Raw genomic sequence first — 20,844 nt, forward strand, 5'->3', positions numbered from 1 at the left:
CGGTCCTTTCCTCGGTCACACGGACCCCTTCAGGGGAAGTCGTACGGACAGGAGCCAGACGCCCCCGGACGGCCCCGCCTGAGCCGTGCCGCCCAGCAGCCGCACCCGGTCGGCGATGCCCCGCAGACCATGGCCGCCGCCGGGGCGCGGGGCCGTCGCCGTGCCCAGGGAGTTCTCCACGGTGATCTCCAGGTGGCCGCCGGAGGCGGAGATGCGCAGGGCGACCGGCGCGCCGGCGTGCTTCAGGGCGTTGCTCAGGCCCTCCTGCACGATCCGGTACGCCTCCCGGGAGACCAGCGGGGGCAGCGTGGCGGGGTCGAGACCGAGGGCGGCCGTCACGGGCTGCCCGGCGGCCCGGGTCCGGCGCAGCAGCCCGTCCAGGTCGGACGTGAGGGTCGGGGCGGGCGCGGTGCCCGGCGCGTCCCCGTCCCGCAGCACGCCCAGCACGGCGTCGAGTTCGCCGACCGTGCGGCGGGTGGTCTCCTCGATGGCGGCGAGCGCCTCGCGGACGAACTCCGGGTCGGTGCCGAGGAGCCGGCGGGCCGCGCCCGCCTGCAGGGTGACCGCGCTCAGGGCGTGGCCGACGGAGTCGTGCAGCTCGCGGGCGAGCCGGTTGCGTACGGCGAGGTCGGCGGCGCGGGCCTCGGCGGCGGCCAGCCGGTCCTGCGGGGTGGGCCCGAGCAGCGCGGGAGCCCAGCGGGCCAGCAGGGCGCCGCAGCCGGCCGCACACGCGGCGAGGGCCAGCAGCATGACCAGGCCGGCGACCGGGCTGAGCGCCAACACCCAGCCGTGGTCGAGGACTTCCGGCAGGGCGAGCCGGGAGTGGCGCAGCCCGGCGGACACGGGCAGCACGATCAGCACCACCGCGAACGGCGGCACGGCCAGCGACATCCCCGCGATGATCCCGCCGAGGCCGAGATGCAGCGTGAACCAGGCCGCCGTACACGCCCGTTCGGCCGCCGTGCGGGCCGGGCCGGTGGCCAGGGCGTCCGCGTCGAGGCCGCACAGGGCCCGTACGGCCGCGGACTCCAGCGGCCGGGTCAGCGGGAACAGCGAGGTGATCGCGGCGATCGGCAACCCCACCGCGAACGAGCCGAGTTGGAGGGGCAGCGAACGGAAGACGTCGTCGACGCCGGTGAGCGGCCCGACGATCACCGAGCCGACGAGGACGTACGGCATGGCGAGCGCGCCGCCCAGGATCAGATGGATCCAGCGGCGCCGCGCCCGCCCGCCGGCAAGGAGCCGCAACGCCTCGGTCACCGTGGGGCCCTGGCGGACCGGTCCATGAGGAATCGGGCGGCGACGGAAGCCACGAGCAGACCGCTGAGCATCTGCACAGCGTAGACGAGGGTCATCAGCGGCGTCGGCCGGTTGAGGTCGTCCGGGACGGCCAGCGCGCTCAGGGACGTCCAGGCGCCCCAGCAGGCCATGGCGCCCGAGCCGGTCCAGGCGAGGGCGAGCGGCACGGTGACGGGGAGCCGGCGGCCGCGGCGGAAGGCAAGCTGCAGGCCGCCGAGGACGGACACGGCGAGGAAGGCGAGGTACATCGCCTCCAGCGCGCGGTCACCGGGATGGTGGCCGCCGCGCAGCCCGGCCGTGACCCCGCACGCCCACAACAGCCGCAGGACGCCAGGGAACAGGGCGGTCAGCGCCGCCGCCGCGGCGGCCGCCCGCATCCCGGCAGCCGGACCCGGCGGGGGGAGCTCGCCCGTCCGGCCCCGCCACAGGTGCCCCCAGCGGTCGCGGGCGTAGCCGGCGAACAGCGCGCCCAGGGCCAGCCCCTGCACGATGAACCCGCCGTACACGACCCCGAACACCCAGTCGGCCAGGAAGCGCCCGTCATCGCCGCCGCCCTGGAGACCGCCGTGGACGGCCGTGGACACCAGCTCCAGCGGAAACCCCACCATGATCGGCGCGAGCAGTCCGGTGGCGGCCCACATCGGTACCGCGAGCAGCCAGGCGGGCACGCGCAGCCCCCACGGCCGGGTCAGCAGCAGGGCGAGGACGGCGACGGCCGCGTCCATCAGGACGGTCAGACCGTTGGCGAGGACCATGGTCAGCCGGTGCGCCAGCAGCGGGCTGCCGTCCGGGATGCCGAGGTGGCTCCCGGCGATCCAGCCGATCTTCAGGGACAGGTAGGGCAGACAGGCGGCGATCGCCACGCCGCGCAGCAGCCGGCGATGCGGGGAGACGGCGGCAACGGCGGCCGGCGCGACGGAGGTCGGAGAGATCATGCCCCAACGCTCCCGCGACGGCGGGCGGTCCACCTCCTGCGCCGAGACGAACCGCGTCCGCCGCACGGGGGAGGCCGCCCCGGCTCACTCCTCCAGGATGAGGACCACCTCGTCGATCTCCTCGCCCCGCCCACTGGCGTACTCCCGCGCCTGCGCGGTCTTGCGGAACCCGCACTTGCCCAGCACCCGCAGCGAGGCGGCGTTGTCGGCCGCGGCCCGGGCGTACAGCGGGCGTTCGGGCACCTCGGCGAGCAGCGCCCGCAACACGGCCGTCGCGACGCCCCGGCCCCAGTACGCGCGGTCGATCCAGTACGTCACCTCGCGCTCGCCGGCCGCTCCGTACACCGCCGCGCCGCCGGCCACGGCCCCGTCGGCCAGGACCGTGCGCAGCACCTCGGAGGAGTCCCTGAGACGCTGCCAGTGGGCCGCGAAGGAGTCCCGGTCGTACGGGTCCGCCGGGCCGAACGCGGCCATCCGGACGGCCTCCGGGTCGGTCATCTGCCGGAAGAACACCGGCAGGTCACTGTCCTGCACGGTACGCAGCGCGATCTCCATGGGCCCCGAGCCTAGGGCTCCGGTTCAGAGCCTCCGGGTAGCCAGGGTCAGCCGGTCGCGCGCGTCGAACAGGGCGTCCTTGATCATCTGCTCGTGGGCGGGGGTCAGCCGGGCCACCGGAACCGAGCAGCTGATCGCGTCCCGGGACGGGGTGCGGTAGGGGATCGCCACGCCGAAGCAGCGCAGGCCCAGCGTGTTCTCCTCGCGGTCGACCGCGAAGCCCTGCTCCCGTACCTGGTGCAGCTCCTCGATGAGCTTCTCCCGGTCGGTGAGGGTGTTCTCGGTGAGCGCGGGCAGGGTCTGAGGCAGCAGCTTGCGCACCTGCTCGTCGGTGTACGTGGCGAGGATCGCCTTGCCGAGGGAGGTGGAGTGGGCGGGCAGCCGGCGCCCGACCCGGGTGAAGGGGCGCAGATAGTGCTGGGACTGCCGGGTGGCCAGATAGACGACGTTGGTGCCGTCGAGCCGGGCCAGGTGGATGGTCTCGGTGGTGTCGTCGGAGAGCCGGTCCAGGGTCGGGCGGGCGGCGGCCACCACCTCGTCGCCGTCGATGTACGACGTGCCGACCAGCAGGGCCCGCACCCCGATGCCGTACCGCGTGCCCGTCGCGTCCGTCTCCACCCAGCCCAGCTCCACCAGGGTGCGCAGCAGCATGTACAGGCTGGACTTGGGGTACCCCACGGCCTCCTGGACGGCCGCGAGGGAGTGCATTCCGGGCCGGCCGGCGAAGTACTCCAGCAGCTCAACGGTCCGTACCGCGGACTTGACCTGCGCCCCGCCGCCTGCGTCGCCTGCCGTCATCGCCCTTGTCCCCTTCGTCCGACGAGGGCCTGGATATTCAGGTCCCGGGATATGTAGTCTCCGAGCAGAATATTCATCATCAGAGACAGCGTTCAGTATATCGAACGCGACTGATGGGTGACCGAGTTATTGCGGCCTTACTGGGAGGGACCCGCGGTGGCAGCAGCACCAGTCTGGAGTGTCGACCCGCGCACCGGGAAGCAGCGTGAGCAGGTTGCGGTGGAGGCCACAGCCCAGGAGGTGGACGCGGCGGTCGGGGCGGCCCACGCCGCGCGCGGCGCCCTCGCCGACCGCGCGGTGCGCTCCGCCTTCCTGCGCACGGCCGCCGCGGGCCTGGACGCGGCCGGGGACGCCCTGGTCGAGACCGCCGACGCCGAGACCGCCCTCGGCCCGGTCCGGCTGACCGGCGAACTCGCCCGCACCAGCTACCAGCTGCGGGCCTTCGCCGACATCGTCGACGAGGGCGCCTTCCTCGACGTCGTCATCAACCACCCCGACGACACCGCGACCCCGCCCGTCCCGGACCTGCGCCGCTACAAGGTCCCGCTCGGCGTCGTCGCCGTCTACTCCGCCTCCAACTTCCCCTTCGCCTTCTCCGTCGCCGGCGGTGACACGGCGAGCGCGCTGGCCGCGGGCTGCCCGGTCGTCGTCAAGGCCCACCCCGACCACCCGGCCCTGTCCGAGCTGGTCGCCGGGGTGCTGCGGCGGGCCGCGGCCGAGCACGGCATCCCCGAGGGCGTCGTCGGTCTCGTGCACGGCTTCGAGGCGGGCGTCGAGCTGATCAGGCACCCGCTGGTCGCCGCGGCCGGCTTCACCGGCTCGGTACGGGGCGGGCGGGCGCTCTTCGACGCCGCCGCGGCTCGTCCGGTGCCGATCCCGTTCCACGGTGAGCTGGGCTCCCTGAACCCGGTCCTGGTGACCGAGGCCGCCGCCGCGGAGCGTGGCGAGGCGATCGGTGCCGGGCTGGCCGGGTCCATGACGCTCGGCGTCGGGCAGTTCTGTGTGAAGCCCGGCCTGGTGCTGGTGCCGTCCGGCGCCGGAGGCGACCGGCTGGTGAAGTCCCTGACCGACGCCGTCGGTGACACCGGGGCGGGGGTGCTGCTCGACCACCGTATGCGGGACAACTTCGTCGCCGGGGTGCGCGAGCGGGCCGCCCTGGACGGTGTGGAGTCGCCGGTCGCGGCGGGCGCGGGCGGCGAACACACGGTCAGCGCCGGGTTCCTCACGGTGCCGGCGCGGCGGCTGGCCGGGCAGGGGGCGCACGACCTGCTGCTCGAGGAGTGCTTCGGGCCGGTCACCGTGGTGGTCCGCTACGACGACGAGGGGGAGGCGGCGGCGGTGCTGTCCCGTCTGCCGGGCAACCTGACGGCCACGGTGCAGCTGTCCGCCGAGGAGGCGGCCGGTGAGGGGCGCGGCGCGGAGATCCTCGCCGAACTGACCCCGCTGGCCGGGCGCGTGGTGGTCAACGCGTGGCCGACCGGCGTCGCGGTGGCACCGGCGCAGCATCACGGGGGGCCCTACCCCGCGACGACCTCCACCTCCACTTCCGTGGGCGGTACGGCCATCGAGCGGTGGCTGCGGCCGGTCGCCTACCAGGGCGCGCCGTCGGCGCTGCTGCCCGCCGAGTTGAGGGACGAGAACCCGCTGGGACTTCCCCGCAGGTTCAACGGGGTCCTGGAGCGGTAGCGCGGACTCGGGCCTCGGACCTTCACAGGGACGGCTGAGACAATCGGAGCATGGACGTGGAACTCCCCGAACTCCCCTTCCGGCTCCGTACGTACGGACCCGGCGGGCACTGGACGTACGAGGACGGTGTGCTCACCGGGTGGGCCGGGCCCCGGCAGGACCGGTTCGTCACGCCCACCGGGGAAGCGCTGGACCCCGCGTCGGACGCCCCCCGGCTGCTGGGGGCGCCGGAAGGGGACTTCCAGCTGATCGCCCGGGTCACCGTCGGGTTCAGCGCGTCCTTCGACGCCGGCGTGCTGTACGTCCACGTCGGTGACCGGGCCTGGGCCAAGCTCTGCCTGGAGTACTCCCCGGACGTGCCCACCGTCTGCACGGTGGTCACCCGGGGACACTCCGACGAAGCCAACTCCTTCACCGTCGAAGGCAGTTCGGTGTGGCTGCGGGTCAGCCGGACCGGGCGCACCCTCGCCTTCCACGCCTCCCGGGACGGCGAGCGCTGGACCTTCGTCCGGCTGTTCACCCTCGGCGACGAGAAGGAGACGGACGCCGCCCTGGTCGGCTTCATGACGCAGTCGCCGATGGGGGAGGGATGCGTGGTGACGTACGACCACCTCGAGTTCAGGACTGCCTGGCCGAGCGACCTGAGAGACGGAAGCTGAGCGCGAACGTCACCGCGAGCAGGGCCGCGCTGACGGCCAGGCTCCAGCGCATACCCGCCTGGAAGCCGTGGCCGAGCAGCGCCCCGAACACCGCGATGCCCAGGCCGCCGGACACCTGCCGGGCCGAGTTGAGCACCCCGGCCGCCAGGCCCGCCCGTTCGGCGGGTACGGCGTCCATCATCGCGGCGGTCAGCGGCGGCACCGTCAGCGCGCAGCCCAGCGCCAGCGGCACCAGCAGCACGGACACCAGGGCCGGGGGTGTGCCGCCGTCGACGTACAGCAGCAGAAGCAGGCCGGCGACGGCGAGCGGCTGGCCCACGAGCATCGGCAGCTTGGGGCCGTAGCGGCCCGCGAGCTTGCCCGCCACCACGTTCGTCACCGCGATCAGGCCCGTCATCGGCAGGAACATCAGCCCCGCGGACAGCGCGGAGTGGTGCTGGACCTGCTGGAAGAAGAGCGAGAAGACGAACACCATGCCGAAGAAGGCCACGCTGCACGCGGAGCCCGCCGCGACCGCCGTGGCCACGGTCCGGTTGCGGAAGAGGCCGAGGGGCACCACCGGGTGCGGCCGGCGCGCCTCGATGCGCAGGAACGCGGCGCCCGCGACGACGGCCACCGCCAGCGCCGTCCAGCCCGTCGGACCGCCCTCGATCACCGCGGACGTCAGGGCCACCAGGGCCACCACCGCGGTCAGCTGGCCCGGCAGGTCCAGCGGCGCCGGGCGGGGTCGCGAGCGCGGAGCGCGGACCAGCAGCACCAGGATCGCCGCGCCCAGGGGCAGGTTGACGAAGAAGATGCCACGCCAGTCCCAGACGGTGGTCAGCGCACCGCCTGCCACCGGGCCGAGAGCCACGGCGAGCGAACCGCCCGCCGCCCAGGCCGCCACCGCGCGGGCCCGCCGCGCCGGTTCCGGGTACGCCTGCCGCACCAGCGCCAGTGAGGCAGGGAGCACCACGGCCGCCGCGACACCCTGCACCACCCGCGCGCCGATCAGGGCCGGCAGGTTCGGCGCCAGCCCGCAGGCCGCCGAGGCGAGCGTGAACACCGTGGTGCCGAGGGCGAAGGCCCGGCTCGCCCCGGCCCGGTCGGAGAAGGCCCCGGTGGACAGCATCAGCGCTGCGAACGCCAGCGTGTAGGCGTCCACCACCCACTGCAGGCCGGACATCCCGCCGCCCAGGGAGGAGCCGATCGCGGGCAGGGCCACATTGACCACCGACGCGTCGAGGCAGATCAGCGCGAAGCCGAGCAGGGCGGCGGTGAGGGTGAGCGCGGCGGAGGACCCGGTGGGATCCAAACCGGCGCGCCGGGGGGCGAGTTGTCCGACCCGGGGTATCTGGTTCGTTGACATGTCCCCATGCTGCGGATCTCCGCTGCCGTACAGTAGTGACCTGAATGCCATGCACCCGGAGGTTCTGGCCATGCCGCACCGTGTCGCCGTCATCGCCCCCTCGCCGGTCTCGATGTTCAACCTCGCGATCCCCGAGATGCTGTTCGGCAAGGTGGAGCTGGACGGCCGGCCCGGCTACGAGGTGTTCGTCTGCGCCGCGGACCCGGGGCCCCTCCCCACCACCGGCGGTCTCGACCTGCACGTACGCCATGGGCTCGACGCCGTGCGGGAGGCGGACACGGTGGTCGTCGCGGGCACCGGCGCCCCGTTCGAGCCGGAGCCCCGGATCGTGGCCGCCGTCCGTGCGGCCGCCGCCGACGGCAAGCGGATCGCCTCGATCTGCACCGGCGCCTTCCAACTCGCCGAGGCGGGCCTGCTGCACGGCCGCAAGGCCACCACGTACTGGGCGCACGCCGGCGAGCTGCGCAAGCGGTACCCCCAGGTGCAACTCCAGGGCGACGTCCTGTACGTGCAGGACGGCCCGTACGTCACCTCCTCCGGCTACGCCGCCGGCATCGACCTGTGCCTGCACATCATCCGCACCGACTACGGCGCCGCCGTCGCCAACGAGGTCGCCCGCCTCGCCCTGGTCGCCCCGGTCCGCCCCGGCGGCCAGACCCAGTTCACCCACACCCCGCTGCCGCCCGAGCGCGGCACGGCCTGCGCCGACACCCGCGGCTGGGCCATGCGCAACCTCGACAAGCCGCTCACCCTCACCGACCTGGCCCGGCACGCCGGGGTCTCCGTGCGCACGCTCACCCGCCGCTTCCACGCGGAGAGCGGCGTCAGCCCCCTGCAGTGGCTCCTCCACCAGCGCATCGAGCGCGCCAGGGAACTCCTGGAGACCACCACACTGCCCATGGACCAGGTGGCCACGGCCTGCGGCCTCGGCACCGCGGACTCGTTGCGTGCCCACATGGTCCGCCGCACCGGCCTCACCCCGAGCGCGTACCGGTCCCAGTTCAGCCGCCTCGGAACCGGCGCGGGGGCGGTCACATCCTCCGTTGCATGATCAGTGGACGTGTGAAGGGCACCCGGGTGATCCGCACCGCCCTGGCGGCCGAAGCCGGGGTCATCGCCGATCTGCATGCCCGGGCCCGCTCGACGTACTACCCGGACGGCCTCCCGCAGGCCGGCTTCGACTGGGTGGAGGCCTGGCGCGGCTCCCTCGAGCGCCCCGACGGACAGGTGCTGTGCGCCGTCGAGCAGGGCCGGATCACCGGCATCGCCTCCTTCCGCACCCCCGATGGCGCGGCCGCCGACACGGTCAAGCTGTTCCAGTTCCACGTGGACCCCGACCACTGGCGCGCCGGCATCGGTACGGCCCTGCACGCGGCCTGTGTGGAGCAGTGGCGGGCCGACGGCAGGCGGACGGCGGTGCTCGACGTCCACGTGGACAACGCGCGCGCCCAGGCCTTCTACGCCCGCCAGGGCTGGGTCCCCGACCCCGGGAAGCCGCCCGCCGAGGGTGACCATCACCTCTTCCTGCGCCTCGCCGTGCCGCCGCGGGAATGAGCCAGCCTGTTTGAACGTTCACGTACTGGCCCGGGGAGAGCCCCCGCAGCCGTACGACCTGGAGAGCCGAAGCATGCGCGTCGAGATCTGGAGCGACATCGCCTGCCCCTGGTGCTACGTGGGCAAGGCCCGCTTCGAGAAGGCGATGGCTGCCTTCCCGCACCGTGACGACGTCGAGGTGGTGCACCGCTCCTTCGAGCTGGACCCGGGCCGCGCCAAGGACGACACGCAGCCGGTGATCACCATGCTGACCAGGAAGTACGGCATGAGCGAGGCACAGGCTCAGGCCGGCGAGGACAACCTGGGCGCCCAGGCCGCCGCCGAGGGCCTGGACTACCGCACCCGGGGCCGGGACCACGGCAACACCTTCGACCTGCACCGCCTGCTGCACTTCGCCAAGGAGCAGGGCAGCCAGGACGCGCTGATCCAGATCCTGTACCGGGCCAACTTCGCCGAGGAACGGTCCCTCTTCACCGAGGGTGCGGAGCGGGTCGTCGAGCTGGCCGTCGAGGCCGGTCTCGACGCCGAGGCCGCCCGCGCGGTGCTCACGGACCCGTCCCGGTACGCCGACGAGGTCCGCGCCGACGAGCGCGAGGCCGCCCAGCTCGGTGCGACCGGCGTGCCGTTCTTCGTCCTCGACCGGAAGTACGGTGTCTCCGGGGCCCAGCCCGCCGAGGTGTTCACCCAGGCACTGACCCAGGCCTGGGGCGAGCGTTCCCCGCTGAAGCCGGTCGAGCAGGCGGACCGAGGGCAGGCCGAGGCCTGCGGTCCGGACGGGTGCGCGGTGCCTCAGCAGGGCTGAAACCGCAGGTCGGGGCCGACCTATAAGCGGTCCTAAGCGGATCCACGTAAAAATCGGCAATGGACGGGGACTGCGCGGGGCCGCAGAGTGGACCCATGGAGACCACGGAGACGTTCGACAGCCTCGTCCGCGCCGAGTTCGCCCCGAAGAACACCTATCTGAACACCGCGAGCAGCGGCCTGCTCCCGGCCCGTACGGTCGCCGCGTTGCACGAGGCGGTCGCCGTCCGGGCCGAGGGCCGGCCCCTCGATCCGCTGTTCGACGACGTCGAGGGCGCCCGCGCCGCCTTCGCCCGGCTGGCCGGGGTGCCGGTCACCCGGGTCGCGGCCGGCCCGTCGGTCTCCGCCCAGACCGGACTGATCGCCGCCTCGCTGCCCCCTGGCGCCGAAGTGCTCACCGCCGAGGACGACTTCACCTCCGTGCTGAACCCGTTCCACGTGCGCGGCGACCTCAAGGTGCGGGCGGTCCCGCTGGAACGGCTCGCCGAGTCGGTCCGGCCGGGTACCGCGCTGGTCGCGGTCAGCGCCGCCCAGTCCGCCGACGGCCGGATCGCCGACCTGCCCGCCCTGCGCGAGGCGGCCCGCACCCACGGGGCGCGCACGTACGTCGACTTCTCCCAGGCGGCCGGGTGGCTGCCGATGGAGGCGGGCGCGTACGACTTCACCGTCTCCACCACCTTCAAGTGGCTGCTCGGCCCGCACGGGGCGGCCTTCCTCGTCGTCCCCGAGGACTTCGGCGGGCTGTCCCCCCTGCTGGCGGGCTGGGTCGCGGCGGAGGAACCGTGGAACAGCTGCTACGGCCCGGTCGCCGAACTCGCCCACTCCGCACGGCGGTTCGACGTCAGCCCCGCGCTGTTCACGTACGCCGGGGTGCGCCGCTCGCTCGCCCTGATCGAGGAGCTGGGCGTGGCCGCCGTGCGGGCGCACGACCTGGCGCTGGCCGACCGGTTCCGCACCGGACTCACCTCGCTCGGCCACGAGCCCCTGCCCGCCCCCGGCTCGGCGATCGTCTCCGTTCCCGGACTGGGCGCGCGGCAGCAGGAGTTGAGCCGCGCGGGCATCGAGGTCTCCGACCGGGCCGGCAACCTGCGGGCCTCGTTCCACCTCTACAACACCCCGGCGGACGTGGACCGTCTGCTGGACGTGCTGGCCGGCTGAGGACATGACCGGGCCGGAGCCCCCCGTCCCACACGAGGAGGCCCCGGCCCGGTGCCGGTGAGGGCGCTACTTCACCGGAGTGAAGTCCCGCGCCCCGATGAACTCCGGCCGTCGGACCGGAGCCGCGAACGGCTCGACGGCGGTGTTCTCCACGCTGTTGAACACGATGAAGACGTTGCTGCGCGGGAACGGCGTGATGTTGTCCCCGGAGCCGTGCATGCAATTGCAGTCGAACCAGGTCGCCGAGCCGGCCCTGCCGGTGAACAGCCGGATGCCGTGTTCGCCGGCCAGCGCGGTCAGCGCCTCGTCGGACGGGGTGCCCGCGTCCTGCATCTGCAGCGACTTCTTGTAGTTGTCCTTGGGCGTGGCTCCGGCGCAGCCCAGGAACGTCCGATGCGAACCCGGCATGATCATCAGGCCGCCGTTGGTGTCGTGGTTCTCGGTCAGCGCGATCGAGACGGACACCGTGCGCATGTTCGGCAGGCCGTCCTCGGCGTGCCAGGTCTCGAAGTCCGAGTGCCAGTAGAACCCGCTCGCGCCGAAGCCCGGCTTGACGTTGATCCGGGACTGGTGGACGTACACGTCCGAGCCGAGGATCTGCCGGGCGCGCCCGACCACCCGCGGATCCCGCACCAGGTTCGCGAACACCTCGCTGATCCGGTGCACTTCGAAGACCGAGCGGATCTCCTTCGACTTCGGCTCCACGATGGAGCGCTCGTCGGCGCGGATCGCCGGGTCGGCGACCAGCCGGTCCAGCTCGCGCTTGTAGACCTCGACCTCGTCCGGGGTGATCAGCTGGTCGATGGCCAGGAAGCCGTCACGCTCGAAGCACTGCAGATCGGCCGCCGGGATCGGGCCCGGCGTGTCCGGGGAACCCCACACGACCGGGTCCTGGCGCGGGACGGTCACCTCGGTGGTGCCGCGGGTCGGGTAGAGATCCTTCACGGGTGCGGTGGTCATGGGTTCTCACACCTCCTCGGGCTCGGTGAGCAGCGGGTAGACGCCGTTCTCGTCGTGGTCCTCCCGTCCGGTGACCGGCGGGTTGAACACGCAGATGCAGTGGAAGTCCTCCTTGACGCGCAGCGTGTGCCGCTCGTGCCCGTCGAGGAGGTACATGGTGCCGGGCGTGATGGTGTACGTCTTCCCGGCCTCGTGGTCGGTGAGTTCGGCCTCGCCCCTGGTGCAGACGACGGCCTCGATGTGGTTGGCGTACCACATCGACGTCTCGGTCCCGGCGTACAGGATGGTCTCGTGCAGGGAGAAGCCGACCCGCTCCTTGGCGAGGACGATCCGCTTGCTCTCCCAGGTGCCGGACTTCGCCCGGACGTGCCGGTCGGTGCCTTCGATGTCCTTGAACGATCGGACGATCACGTGCTGCTCTTCCTCCTGGTCGGCTTGCGTGGTTCAGACGGTTTCCCGGACGGCACGGGCGAGGACGCTCAGGCCCTCGTCCAGCTCGTCGGGGGTGACGGTGAGCGCGGGCAGCATCTTCACGACCTCGCCCTCCGGGCCGGACGTCTCGATCAGCAGCCCCAGCTCGAAGGCGCGCCGGGCCACCCGCGAGGCCCGCCCCTTGTCGTGGAACTCCAGGCCCCACACCAGCCCGCGCCCGCGGTACTCCTTCACGTCGGCGAGGTTCTCCTCGGTGACGGAGATCAGCGCCTGCTCGACCTGCTCACCACGGGAGCGGGTCTGCTTCTCCATGGCCGAGCCGTCGGTCCAGTACGTCTCCAGCGCGGCCGTCGCCGTGACGAACGCGGGGTTGTTGCCGCGGAAGGTGCCGTTGTGCTCGCCGGGCTCCCAGACGTCCAGCTCGGGCTTGAACAGGCACAGCGACATCGGCAGCCCGTAGCCGCTGATGGACTTCGAGACGGTGACGATGTCAGGGGTGATGCCCGACTCCTCGAAGGAGAAGAAGGCGCCGGTACGGCCGCAGCCCATCTGGATGTCGTCGACGATCAGCAGCATGTCCTGCCGCTCGCACAACTCCTTGAGCGCGCGCAGCCATTCGGGCCGGGCCACGTTGATGCCGCCCTCGCCCTGGACGGTCTCCACGATCACGGCGGCGGGCTTGTTCAGTCCGGAGCCCTGGTCCTCCAGCAGCCGCTCGAACCACAGGAAGTCCGGGACCGTGCCGTCGAAGTAGTTGTCGAACGGCATCGGCGTGCCGTGCACCAGCGGGATGCCGGCACCGGCCCGCTTGAAGGCGTTCCCGGTGACGGCGAGCGCGCCCAGGGACATCCCGTGGAAGGCGTTCGTGAACGACACGATCGACTCCCGGCCCTTCACCTTCCGGGCCAGCTTGAGCGCCGACTCCACGGCGTTGGCGCCGGTCGGCCCCGGGAACATCACCTTGTACGGCAGGTCCCGCGGGCGCAGCACCAGGTCCTGGAAGGCCTGCAGGAAGGACCGCTTGGCCGTGGTCGACATGTCGAGCCCGTGGGTCACCCCGTCCCGGGACAGATAGTCGATCAACGCCCGTTTGAGTACGGGGTTGTTGTGGCCGTAGTTGAGTGAGCCGGCACCGGCGAAGAAGTCGAGGTACGCATGACCGTCCTCGTCGTACATCCGGCTGCCCTGCGCGCGGTCGAAGACGGTGGGCCAGCCGCGGCAGTAGCTGCGCACCTCGGACTCGAGGGTCTCGAAGACGCTGAGGTCGGGCTGGGTGATGGTCACGGTGAATCGCTCCTCAGTGGGCGGTGGACTCGGTCAGCGGACCGATGCGGTAGAGGACTTCGGGATCGTGCGGGCCGTCCGGGAACAGCTCGGCGGGGAACAGCACCTCGCGGGTGAGGTTCGCCCCGTGCCGGGCGGCGAACGAGGTGAACAGCCGCTCCGACGCGGTGTTGCCGGGCGTGATGGTGGTCTCCACGTCGGTGATGCCGTGCTCGGCGCGGAGCCGTGCCACCAGCCCGTCCAGCAGCGCGGCGGCGATGCCGTGCCCCCGGTGGGCGGAGTCGACGGCGACCTGCCAGACGAGCAGGGTGCCGGGGCGGTCCGGCCGCACGTAGCCGGTGACGAAACCGACCGGCTCCCCGTCCGCACCGCGCGCCACCGCCGAGGTGCCCGCGAAGTCCCGGCACCACAGCAGATAGCTGTACGAGGAGTTCAGGTCGAGGGTTTTCGAGTCCTTGGCGAGACGCCAGAGCGTGGCTCCGTCGGTCACCGCCGGCTGGTCGATGAGCAGGTCTGCGGGTGCGGCAGTCATGCGGCACGAATTTAGCGAGGCGAATTAGGAAATGCACGGGCGTCGTCACTGTGCCGCGCAGAGGCCACAGGGATATGCCCGAATTAACCCACGGCAAATCGGGACAAAAGTGCCGCGCTGTGGAGTGTGTCACACAGCGGAAACCGCCAGAAAACCGCCACGAAACTTCCCTGTTTAGCCTTGCAAAAAGCGGGCAGAAGAAGACGGGAAGCTACCACCAAAGGAATTGGCGGAAATTGTGAAGCTAAATTGAATTCAGGCTCCTGTGGTGCCGTCGATTCGTTCACGCAGAATGTCGGCGTGGCCGTTGTGCCGGGCGTACTCCTCGATGAGATGGATCAGCACCCAGCGCACGCTCACCTCGACGCCGGTCATCGGCGCGTCGACGATCCGCCCGGTGTCCTCCAGCGCCCGCCCGGCCAGCAGTTCCCGGCCGCGCGCGATCTCCCGCCGCCACACGTCCAGCGCCGCCTCGAGGCCCCGCTCCGGATCGAGGGCGTACCCCGTCTCCTCCTCGAACACCGGCGGCACGTCCAGCCCGGCCAGCACCCGCTGGAACCAGGTCCGTTCCACCTCGGCGAGATGCTGGACGAGCCCGAGCAGCGTCAGCGACGACGGCTCCGCCGGGGCGAGCCGCACCTGCGCCTCGTCCAGCCCCCGGCACTTCAGTTCCAGCGTGGCCCGGTGAAAGTCCAGCCAGCTCTCCAGCATGGGGCGCTCGGGGCCGGTCAAGAGGGGGACGGGGCGGCCGTCGGGGAGGGTGCGGGGAGCCTGGGGTGTCTCTGCGCCGGTCATGCGGGGAGGATGACACGGGCCACTGACATCGACGCGGGCGGGAAGCGCAGGACCCCGTCAGACGCCGAGCGCCGCCCCGAGCGCCGCCAGACACCTCTCCACGGTCTCCGGCGAAGCGTCCGCCCCGTAATGGTTGACCCGGATCATCTCCTTGGCCAGCGCACCCCCGCCCGCGGCCAGCGGCAGCGCGGGGTCGTCCGCCAGCGCCCGCGCCACCAGCTCCGAGGCGACGACGCCGGACGGCACCCGCAGGGTCGTGGCCACCGGGGCCGCGTCCTTCTCCTCGTACACATACGGTTCGAGCCCACCGCCCAGGGCGACCGCGCCCGCCCGCGTGGCCAGCGAGGCGCTCCGGTGCCGGTCCATCACCGCCTCCAGCCCGACCGACTCGATCCGCTCCAGGCACGCCTCGAGCGCCAGCATCTCCAGCTGGGCCGGAGCGTGCGGCAGCACCGCGCGGCCGGCGTCGATCCAGCGCTCCTTCCAGTCCAGCAGGGACAGGTAGGAGCGGCGCGGGGCGTTCGGGTTCGCCGCCATCCGGGCCCAGGCCCGCTCGCTCACCGAGATCGCCGACACACCCGCCGGGCCGCCCATCGCCTTCTGCGCGCCGATCACACACAGGTCCACCCCCCACGTGTCCGGCAGCACCGGCTCCGCGCCCACGGAGGCGACCGCGTCCAGATAGAACAGCGCGCCCTGCTCCCGTACCGCCTCACCGATCTCCGCGACCGGGTTGGTGTTCCCGGTCGCCGCCTCCGCGTGCACCAGCGAGACGAAGTCGATCTCCGGGTGCTCGGCGAAGGCCTCCCGGACCTGCTCGGCGGTGACGGCCGTGTGGAAGGGGACCGGGAGGTCGTGCACCGTCGCGCCGCTGTCCCGGAGCCAGTTCCCGAAGGTCTGCCCGTACGGGCCGGTGATCACGTTCAGGGCCACCGTGCCCGGGCCGGCCGCCGCACGGATCGCGCCCTCCAGCGGCAGCAGCGCCTCACCCTGTGTGATCAGCACGTCCTGCCGGGTGTCCAGCAGCCGGGCGACGGCGTCCTCGACGGCGGCGAAGCGCTCGGCACTCAGCGGGGGCAGATCGAGGAAAGGGTGGCTCACGGCGGTGCTCTCTTCGGTCGCGGACGTCGGGACTCCCTCGATCTTAGGTCCAGCCGCTCGGTAACCATCGGTTTGATTTGAGAGACTCAAACTCTTCCTTATAATCGGAACCCTCAGTTCCCCCACAGGGAGATCCCCATGAAAACGCTCCTCGGACGCCGGACCCGCCTCCTGGCTGCCACCACCGCCACCGCCGGGCTGGTCCTCGTCGTGGCCGGCTGCTCCTCGGACAACGGGGGGAGCGGCAAGACCACCGTCAAGGGGGTCCACCTCGTCAAGGGCGGTCAGCTGACCACCTGCACCCACCTGCCGTACCCGCCGTTCCAGTCGGAGATCAACGGCAAGGTGCAGGGCTTCGACGTCTCCCTGATCGACCTCGTCGCCAAGAACCTCGGCGTCAAGCAGCAGATCCTCGACACGCCGTTCGAGAACTTCAAGACGGGCGCCTTCCTGAACTCCGGCGAGTGCGACCTCGCCGCCGCCGGCATGACGATCACGCCCGAGCGCAAGAAGAACGTCGACTTCTCCGACCCGTACTTCGATGCCACCCAGGCCGTCCTCGTCGACAAGAGCAGCGGCGTCAACTCGCTCGCCGACGTCAAGGCCAAGGGCAAGAAGCTCGGCGCGCAGGCGCAGACCACCGGCGAGGACTACGTCAAGGGCAAGGGCTACGACCCGATCTCCTTCGAATCCTCCGACGCGGTCCTCAACGGCCTGCGCACCGGCCAGGTCCAGGCCGTCGTCATCGACTACCCGGTCGTCCAGGGCTGGCTGAAGGACAGGGCCAACGCCGGCAAGTTCCAGGTCGTCGACAACCTCAAGACCGGTGAGCAGTACGGCTTCACCGTGAAGAAGGGCAACAAGGCGCTGCTCGACGCCATCAACAAGGCCCTGGCGGACGCCAAGGCCGACGGCACCTACAAGAAGATCTACGAGAAGTGGATCGGCCCGTACAACGCGTCCGTGGCCTCCCCCGCCGCCTCATGACCGATCTCGACGTACCACTCCAGCCGAAGAAAAAGGGACTGACCCGGCGTCAGAAGCGCGGTGTCTCGCGCGGCATCCAGTACGCCGTCTTCGTCGCCGCCGTGATCGCCTTCGCGGTCACGGCGGACTGGGGCCGGCTGCAGAACCAGTTCGCCCAGGCGGACATCGCCAAGCAGATGTTCCCGGACGTCATCACGCTGGCGCTGAAGAACACCGTGCTCTACACGCTGTCCGGCTTTGTCGTCGGACTCGTCCTGGGCATGGTCATCGCGCTGATGCGGCTGTCCTCCGTGGGCCCGTACCGCTGGCTGGCGGGCATCTACATCGAGATCTTCCGGGGCCTGCCCGCCCTGCTGATCTTCATCTTCGTCGGCGTGGCCGTCCCGCTCGCCTTCCCCGGCACGGAGATCCCCGGCGGCACCTACGGCAAGGTCGCGCTCGCGCTCGGCCTGGTCTCGGCCGCGTACATGGCGGAGACCATCCGCGCCGGCATCCAGGCCGTGCCCAAGGGACAGATGGAGGCGGCCCGCTCGCTCGGCTTCTCGCCCGCGAAGGCCATGGTCTCGATCATCATCCCGCAGGCCTTCCGGATCATCCTGCCGCCGCTCACCAACGAACTCGTCCTGCTGTTCAAGGACTCCTCGCTGGTGCTGTTCCTCGGTGTCACCCTGGAGGAGCGCGAGCTGTCCAAGTTCGGCCGCGACCTGGCCAGTACGACCGCCAACTCCACGCCGATCCTGGTCGCGGGGCTGTGCTACCTGCTGGTGACCATCCCGCTCAGCTACGTCGTCAGGCGCATGGAGTCCAAGGCCCAGGAGGCGATCCGGTGAGCCGTCCGGAGATTCAGGTACGGGACCTGCACAAGTCCTTCGGCGACAACCACGTCCTGCGCGGCATCGACCTGGAGATCGGCCAGGGCGAGGTCGTCTGCGTCATCGGCCCCTCCGGCTCCGGCAAGTCGACGCTGCTGCGCTGCGTCAACCTGCTGGAGGAGCCCAGCAAGGGACAGGTCTTCGTCGGCGGCACCGAGATCACCGACCCGGACGTCGACATCGACGCCGTACGCCGCCGGATCGGCATGGTCTTCCAGCAGTTCAACCTCTTCCCGCACCTGAGCGTCACCGAGAACCTCACCCTGCCCCAGCGCAGGGTCCTCGGCCGGGACAGGGCGACGGCCGCGAGGACCGCCGCCGAGAACCTCGCCCGGGTCGGCCTGTCCGAGAAGGCGGAGGCCTACCCCTCCTCGCTCTCCGGCGGGCAGCAGCAGCGCGTGGCCATCGCCCGGGCGCTGGCGATGGGCCCCGAGGTGATGCTCTTCGACGAGCCCACGTCCGCACTCGACCCCGAACTGGTCGGCGACGTCCTCGCGGTGATGCGCAGGCTCGCCGAGGAGGGCATGACGATGATGGTCGTCACCCACGAGATGACCTTCGCCCGCGAGGTCGCCGACCGGGTCGTCTTCATGGACGGCGGCGTGATCGTCGAGGACGGCAGCCCCGAGCAGGTCATCGGCAACCCGGGCCATGAACGGACCCGGCACTTCCTGTCGCGGCTCCTGGACCCGGCGATGGCCGAGGTGGAGGAGAACGGCGCCCCGTAGCCGGCGAACGGCCCGCGCGGCGGACCGATTATCGTGCAGTGCATGAGCGATGGTGCGGTGCTGCGCGTGAAGGGCCGGGTCCTGGCCGGGCCGGACGACGTCCGTGACGAGCTGTGGGTGGTCGGGGGCCGGGTGTCCTACGACCGCCCCGCCGGGGCCCGTGACGTCACCACCGTCGAGGGCTGGGCGCTGCCCGGCCTGGTCGACGCGCACTGCCACGTCGGCCTCGGCCCGCACGGCCCGGTCGACAAGGACGTGGCCGAGAAGCAGGCGCTCACCGACCGGGAGGCGGGCACCCTGCTGATCCGGGACGCCGGTTCGCCCTCCGACACCCGCTGGGTCGACGACCGCAAGGACCTGCCGAAGATCATCCGGGCCGGCCGGCACATCGCCCGCACCCGCCGCTACATCCGCAACTACGCCTGGGAGATCGAACCGGACGACCTCGTCGCGTACGTCGCCCAGGAGGCCCGGCGCGGCGACGGCTGGGTCAAGCTGGTCGGCGACTGGATCGACCGCGACCTCGGCCACCTCGCGCCCTGCTGGCCCCGCGAGGCGACCGTGGCGGCCATCGCCGAGGCCCACCGGCTCGGCGCCCGCGTCACCGCGCACTGCTTCGCCGAGAGTTCCCTGCGCGACCTGGTCGAGGCGGGCATCGACTGCATCGAGCACGCGACCGGCCTGACCGACGACCTGATCCCGCTGTTCGCCGAGCACGGCGTGGCGATCGTCCCGACCCTCGTCAACATCGCCACCTTCCCGCAGCTCGCGGCCGGCGGCGACACCCGGTTCCCGAACTGGGCGGCGCACATGCGCCGGCTGCACGCGCGCCGCTACGACACCGTGCGCGGCGCCTACGACGCGGGGATCCCGGTGTACGTCGGCACGGACGCCGGCGGCTCGCTGGCCCACGGCCTTGTCGCGGCCGAGGTGGCGGAACTGGTCACCGCCGGCATCCCCGCCGTGGACGCCGTGTCGGCCACGAGCTGGGGCGCCCGCGCCTGGCTCGGCCGCCCCGGTCTGGAGGAGGGCGCTCCGGCCGACCTGGTGGTGTACGAGGGCGACCCGCGGGCGGACGTACGGGTGCTGGCGGCGCCGCGCCGGGTGGTGCTGAACGGGCGGATCGTGCAGTAGAGGAACGCCTGTGCCCGGTGATTCGAAGAGGTGTGCAGGGAATCCACGTTTGAGTGAAGTGACCCAGGATTGCTGACCGTTCACCCACAGGGCGTACAAGGTTGACGGGTCCCAAGCACGTTTTCTCTGGGGGTCCCACCACCTTGAACAGCAACGACTTCCGCATGCCCGCACGCCGTCTCGCCACCGTCGCGACGGTCACCGCCCTCGCCGTGGCGCCCGCGGCCCTGGGCGCGGGCGCCGCGCACGCGACCGGTGACCACGGTCGCGCCTCCGCCGTCGTCCTGCGCACCGGGCTCGACGTGTCCCTGCTCGACAAGACCGTCGACGTCCCGCTGACGGTCTCCCTCAACGAGGTCCAGGCACCGCGGAGTGCCGACAGGACCGCGTTGTCCGCCCGGCTCGACGGCGTGGCCGGCGGCAGGCCGTTCACGGTCCTCGGCGCGCGCGTCGCCTCGGCGAAGGCCACCGTGACCTCCCGGGGCGCCGAGGGCTCGGTCCGGCTGGTCGACGCCAGGCTGCACGTCCCCGGCCTGCCCCTGCTGTCCCTGATCGAGGTCGGCACGGTCACCGCCAAGGCGACCTGTGAGGCCGGCAGGGCACCGGCCGCCTCCGCGAACGTCCTCGGCGCCGTCACCGTCCTCGGCAAGCGGGTCACGCTCACCGCCGGTGGCCCGGCCGAGGTGAAGGTGCCCGGCGTCGGCGAGGTCCGCCTCGACCTCGCCCAGCGGCGCACCACCACCCGCACGGCCGCCGCCACCGCCCTCGAACTCAAGGTCTCCGTCAACCCTTTGAAGCTCAACGTGGCCGACGTCGAGGGCACGGTCACCCTGGCCCGGGCGACCTGCGAGTCCCCGACGGGCCGGCCCACCGGGCACCCGGTGCCGAGCCACGATCCCGCCGCCGGCACCAAGGCCCAGGACGCCCCCGCGAAGACCGACACCGCCGCCGACGTGAAGCCCCAGGGCGGCGCATCGACGTCCGACCTCGCGGAGACCGGTGGCAGCTCCGCCACCCCGTACGTCGCGGGCGGCGCGCTGGCGCTGGTGCTGATCGGCGGGGGAGCGGTGACGGTGGCGCGACGCCGCAAGGGCTGAATCCTTGTCTCCCGGGTCGGGTCGGTCCCGGTGGACGGCGCATCCTGGCCGGCGCCGGCCCGATCGAAGGAGGTCCCGAGGCCTGGGTGGCCGTCACGCCGGGCAGGGTGCGGCCTCCCGGCCCGCCCG

The 20,844-nt window shown here is 72.1% G+C and carries 22 protein-coding genes; 11 read left to right on the forward strand and 11 right to left on the reverse strand.

What is annotated here, in order from left to right:
* Positions 1 to 15: 15 nt before the first annotated feature.
* From ACZ7HQ_RS05370 to ACZ7HQ_RS05385, 4 genes are all read right to left on the reverse strand, one after another.
* A complete protein-coding gene (locus ACZ7HQ_RS05370) occupies positions 16 to 1,260 on the reverse strand; it encodes a sensor histidine kinase (RefSeq protein ID WP_470984904.1) in 1,245 nt (414 codons plus the stop codon).
* Positions 1,257 to 2,234: a hypothetical protein gene (locus tag ACZ7HQ_RS05375; RefSeq protein WP_470984906.1), complete on the reverse strand. Its 978-nt coding sequence runs from the start codon at positions 2,232 to 2,234 to the stop codon at positions 1,257 to 1,259. The genes ACZ7HQ_RS05370 and ACZ7HQ_RS05375 overlap by 4 nt, the downstream gene beginning before the upstream one ends.
* A gap of 84 nt (positions 2,235 to 2,318) precedes the next feature.
* Positions 2,319 to 2,789 carry a GNAT family N-acetyltransferase gene (locus ACZ7HQ_RS05380; protein ID WP_470984908.1) on the reverse strand — a complete coding sequence of 157 codons (471 nt, stop codon included), beginning with the start codon at positions 2,787 to 2,789 and terminating at the stop codon, positions 2,319 to 2,321.
* A gap of 24 nt (positions 2,790 to 2,813) precedes the next feature.
* Positions 2,814 to 3,587, reverse strand: coding sequence for an IclR family transcriptional regulator (locus tag ACZ7HQ_RS05385; RefSeq protein WP_470984910.1), 774 nt, complete (start codon positions 3,585 to 3,587; stop codon positions 2,814 to 2,816).
* Positions 3,588 to 3,743: 156 nt separating this feature from the next.
* On the opposite strand from ACZ7HQ_RS05385, the gene ACZ7HQ_RS05390 reads away from it, so the two are divergent.
* Positions 3,744 to 5,273: an aldehyde dehydrogenase (NADP(+)) gene (locus ACZ7HQ_RS05390; RefSeq protein ID WP_470984913.1), complete on the forward strand. Its 1,530-nt coding sequence runs from the start codon at positions 3,744 to 3,746 to the stop codon at positions 5,271 to 5,273.
* Positions 5,274 to 5,323: 50 nt separating this feature from the next.
* The gene (locus ACZ7HQ_RS05395; protein WP_470984916.1) at positions 5,324 to 5,932 is read left to right on the forward strand and encodes a DUF1349 domain-containing protein; all 609 of its coding nucleotides are present in this window, start codon (positions 5,324 to 5,326) and stop codon (positions 5,930 to 5,932) included.
* Here ACZ7HQ_RS05395 and ACZ7HQ_RS05400 read toward each other — a convergent pair.
* The gene (locus ACZ7HQ_RS05400; protein ID WP_470984919.1) at positions 5,892 to 7,280 is read right to left on the reverse strand and encodes an MFS transporter; all 1,389 of its coding nucleotides are present in this window, start codon (positions 7,278 to 7,280) and stop codon (positions 5,892 to 5,894) included. The two genes, ACZ7HQ_RS05395 and ACZ7HQ_RS05400, sit on opposite strands and share 41 nt — an antisense overlap.
* Before the next feature lie 70 nt (positions 7,281 to 7,350).
* On the opposite strand from ACZ7HQ_RS05400, the gene ACZ7HQ_RS05405 reads away from it, so the two are divergent.
* The 4 genes from ACZ7HQ_RS05405 (at position 7,351) to ACZ7HQ_RS05420 (ending at position 10,793) form a co-directional block, all read left to right on the forward strand.
* Positions 7,351 to 8,331 (forward strand): GlxA family transcriptional regulator, encoded by a 981-nt coding sequence (locus ACZ7HQ_RS05405; protein ID WP_470985222.1) that lies wholly within the window; start codon positions 7,351 to 7,353, stop codon positions 8,329 to 8,331.
* Positions 8,328 to 8,834, forward strand: a complete 507-nt coding sequence (locus tag ACZ7HQ_RS05410) for a GNAT family N-acetyltransferase (protein ID WP_470984921.1) — start codon at positions 8,328 to 8,330, stop codon at positions 8,832 to 8,834. Before ACZ7HQ_RS05405 ends, ACZ7HQ_RS05410 begins: the two co-directional genes overlap by 4 nt.
* Positions 8,835 to 8,907: 73 nt before the next feature.
* Positions 8,908 to 9,636 (forward strand): DsbA family oxidoreductase, encoded by a 729-nt coding sequence (locus ACZ7HQ_RS05415; RefSeq protein ID WP_470985224.1) that lies wholly within the window; start codon positions 8,908 to 8,910, stop codon positions 9,634 to 9,636.
* Between the two features lie 95 nt (positions 9,637 to 9,731).
* Positions 9,732 to 10,793, forward strand: coding sequence for an aminotransferase class V-fold PLP-dependent enzyme (locus ACZ7HQ_RS05420; RefSeq protein WP_470984924.1), 1,062 nt, complete (start codon positions 9,732 to 9,734; stop codon positions 10,791 to 10,793).
* Between the two features lie 66 nt (positions 10,794 to 10,859).
* Here the strand turns inward: ACZ7HQ_RS05420 and thpD are convergent, their stop codons facing one another.
* From thpD to ACZ7HQ_RS05450, 6 genes are all read right to left on the reverse strand, one after another.
* Positions 10,860 to 11,753, reverse strand: a complete 894-nt coding sequence (gene thpD, locus ACZ7HQ_RS05425; protein ID WP_470984927.1) for an ectoine hydroxylase — start codon at positions 11,751 to 11,753, stop codon at positions 10,860 to 10,862.
* 6 nt (positions 11,754 to 11,759) lie between these two features.
* Entirely contained in the window at positions 11,760 to 12,164 is a 405-nt protein-coding gene (locus tag ACZ7HQ_RS05430) for an ectoine synthase (RefSeq protein ID WP_208031533.1), read from the reverse strand.
* Positions 12,165 to 12,197: 33 nt separating this feature from the next.
* Positions 12,198 to 13,469, reverse strand: a complete 1,272-nt coding sequence (ectB, locus tag ACZ7HQ_RS05435; protein ID WP_470984930.1) for a diaminobutyrate--2-oxoglutarate transaminase — start codon at positions 13,467 to 13,469, stop codon at positions 12,198 to 12,200.
* 13 nt (positions 13,470 to 13,482) lie between these two features.
* Positions 13,483 to 14,001, reverse strand: coding sequence for a diaminobutyrate acetyltransferase (ectA, locus tag ACZ7HQ_RS05440; RefSeq protein WP_470984932.1), 519 nt, complete (start codon positions 13,999 to 14,001; stop codon positions 13,483 to 13,485).
* A gap of 255 nt (positions 14,002 to 14,256) precedes the next feature.
* Positions 14,257 to 14,796, reverse strand: coding sequence for a DinB family protein (locus ACZ7HQ_RS05445; protein ID WP_470984935.1), 540 nt, complete (start codon positions 14,794 to 14,796; stop codon positions 14,257 to 14,259).
* Between the two features lie 57 nt (positions 14,797 to 14,853).
* Entirely contained in the window at positions 14,854 to 15,897 is a 1,044-nt protein-coding gene (locus tag ACZ7HQ_RS05450) for a pyridoxal-phosphate-dependent aminotransferase family protein (RefSeq protein WP_470984938.1), read from the reverse strand.
* 138 nt (positions 15,898 to 16,035) lie between these two features.
* Here ACZ7HQ_RS05450 and ACZ7HQ_RS05455 point away from each other — a divergent pair, with 138 nt between their 5' ends.
* The 5 genes from ACZ7HQ_RS05455 (at position 16,036) to ACZ7HQ_RS05475 (ending at position 20,715) form a co-directional block, all read left to right on the forward strand.
* Positions 16,036 to 16,884 carry a transporter substrate-binding domain-containing protein gene (locus ACZ7HQ_RS05455; RefSeq protein ID WP_470984941.1) on the forward strand — a complete coding sequence of 283 codons (849 nt, stop codon included), beginning with the start codon at positions 16,036 to 16,038 and terminating at the stop codon, positions 16,882 to 16,884.
* Positions 16,881 to 17,714, forward strand: coding sequence for an amino acid ABC transporter permease (locus tag ACZ7HQ_RS05460; protein ID WP_470984943.1), 834 nt, complete (start codon positions 16,881 to 16,883; stop codon positions 17,712 to 17,714). Before ACZ7HQ_RS05455 ends, ACZ7HQ_RS05460 begins: the two co-directional genes overlap by 4 nt.
* Positions 17,711 to 18,484 (forward strand): amino acid ABC transporter ATP-binding protein, encoded by a 774-nt coding sequence (locus tag ACZ7HQ_RS05465; protein ID WP_470984946.1) that lies wholly within the window; start codon positions 17,711 to 17,713, stop codon positions 18,482 to 18,484. Before ACZ7HQ_RS05460 ends, ACZ7HQ_RS05465 begins: the two co-directional genes overlap by 4 nt.
* A gap of 42 nt (positions 18,485 to 18,526) precedes the next feature.
* Complete coding sequence (locus ACZ7HQ_RS05470; RefSeq protein WP_470984949.1) at positions 18,527 to 19,618, forward strand: amidohydrolase family protein; 1,092 nt, start codon at positions 18,527 to 18,529, stop codon at positions 19,616 to 19,618.
* A gap of 143 nt (positions 19,619 to 19,761) precedes the next feature.
* On the forward strand, positions 19,762 to 20,715 hold the full coding sequence (locus tag ACZ7HQ_RS05475) for an SCO1860 family LAETG-anchored protein (RefSeq protein ID WP_470984951.1): 954 nt from the start codon (positions 19,762 to 19,764) through the stop codon (positions 20,713 to 20,715).
* Positions 20,716 to 20,844: the final 129 nt, after the last annotated feature.

It is taken from the genome of Streptomyces sp. NPDC037290 (genome assembly GCF_055603245.1).

Bases quoted from the DNA above. Each gene is read 5' to 3' on its own strand.
- ACZ7HQ_RS05375 (WP_470984906.1), bottom strand. From the start codon at position 2,234: ATGATCTCTCCGACCTCCGTCGCGCCGGCCGCCGTTGCCGCCGTCTCC.
- ACZ7HQ_RS05380 (WP_470984908.1), bottom strand. From the start codon at position 2,789: ATGGAGATCGCGCTGCGTACCGTGCAGGACAGTGACCTGCCGGTGTTC.
- ACZ7HQ_RS05385 (WP_470984910.1), bottom strand. From the start codon at position 3,587: ATGACGGCAGGCGACGCAGGCGGCGGGGCGCAGGTCAAGTCCGCGGTA.
- ACZ7HQ_RS05395 (WP_470984916.1), top strand. From the start codon at position 5,324: ATGGACGTGGAACTCCCCGAACTCCCCTTCCGGCTCCGTACGTACGGA.
- ACZ7HQ_RS05400 (WP_470984919.1), bottom strand. From the start codon at position 7,280: ATGTCAACGAACCAGATACCCCGGGTCGGACAACTCGCCCCCCGGCGC.
- ACZ7HQ_RS05405 (WP_470985222.1), top strand. From the start codon at position 7,351: ATGCCGCACCGTGTCGCCGTCATCGCCCCCTCGCCGGTCTCGATGTTC.
- ACZ7HQ_RS05410 (WP_470984921.1), top strand. From the start codon at position 8,328: ATGATCAGTGGACGTGTGAAGGGCACCCGGGTGATCCGCACCGCCCTG.
- ACZ7HQ_RS05415 (WP_470985224.1), top strand. From the start codon at position 8,908: ATGCGCGTCGAGATCTGGAGCGACATCGCCTGCCCCTGGTGCTACGTG.
- ACZ7HQ_RS05420 (WP_470984924.1), top strand. From the start codon at position 9,732: ATGGAGACCACGGAGACGTTCGACAGCCTCGTCCGCGCCGAGTTCGCC.
- thpD (WP_470984927.1), bottom strand. From the start codon at position 11,753: ATGACCACCGCACCCGTGAAGGATCTCTACCCGACCCGCGGCACCACC.
- ectA (WP_470984932.1), bottom strand. From the start codon at position 14,001: ATGACTGCCGCACCCGCAGACCTGCTCATCGACCAGCCGGCGGTGACC.
- ACZ7HQ_RS05445 (WP_470984935.1), bottom strand. From the start codon at position 14,796: ATGACCGGCGCAGAGACACCCCAGGCTCCCCGCACCCTCCCCGACGGC.
- ACZ7HQ_RS05455 (WP_470984941.1), top strand. From the start codon at position 16,036: ATGAAAACGCTCCTCGGACGCCGGACCCGCCTCCTGGCTGCCACCACC.
- ACZ7HQ_RS05460 (WP_470984943.1), top strand. From the start codon at position 16,881: ATGACCGATCTCGACGTACCACTCCAGCCGAAGAAAAAGGGACTGACC.
- ACZ7HQ_RS05470 (WP_470984949.1), top strand. From the start codon at position 18,527: ATGAGCGATGGTGCGGTGCTGCGCGTGAAGGGCCGGGTCCTGGCCGGG.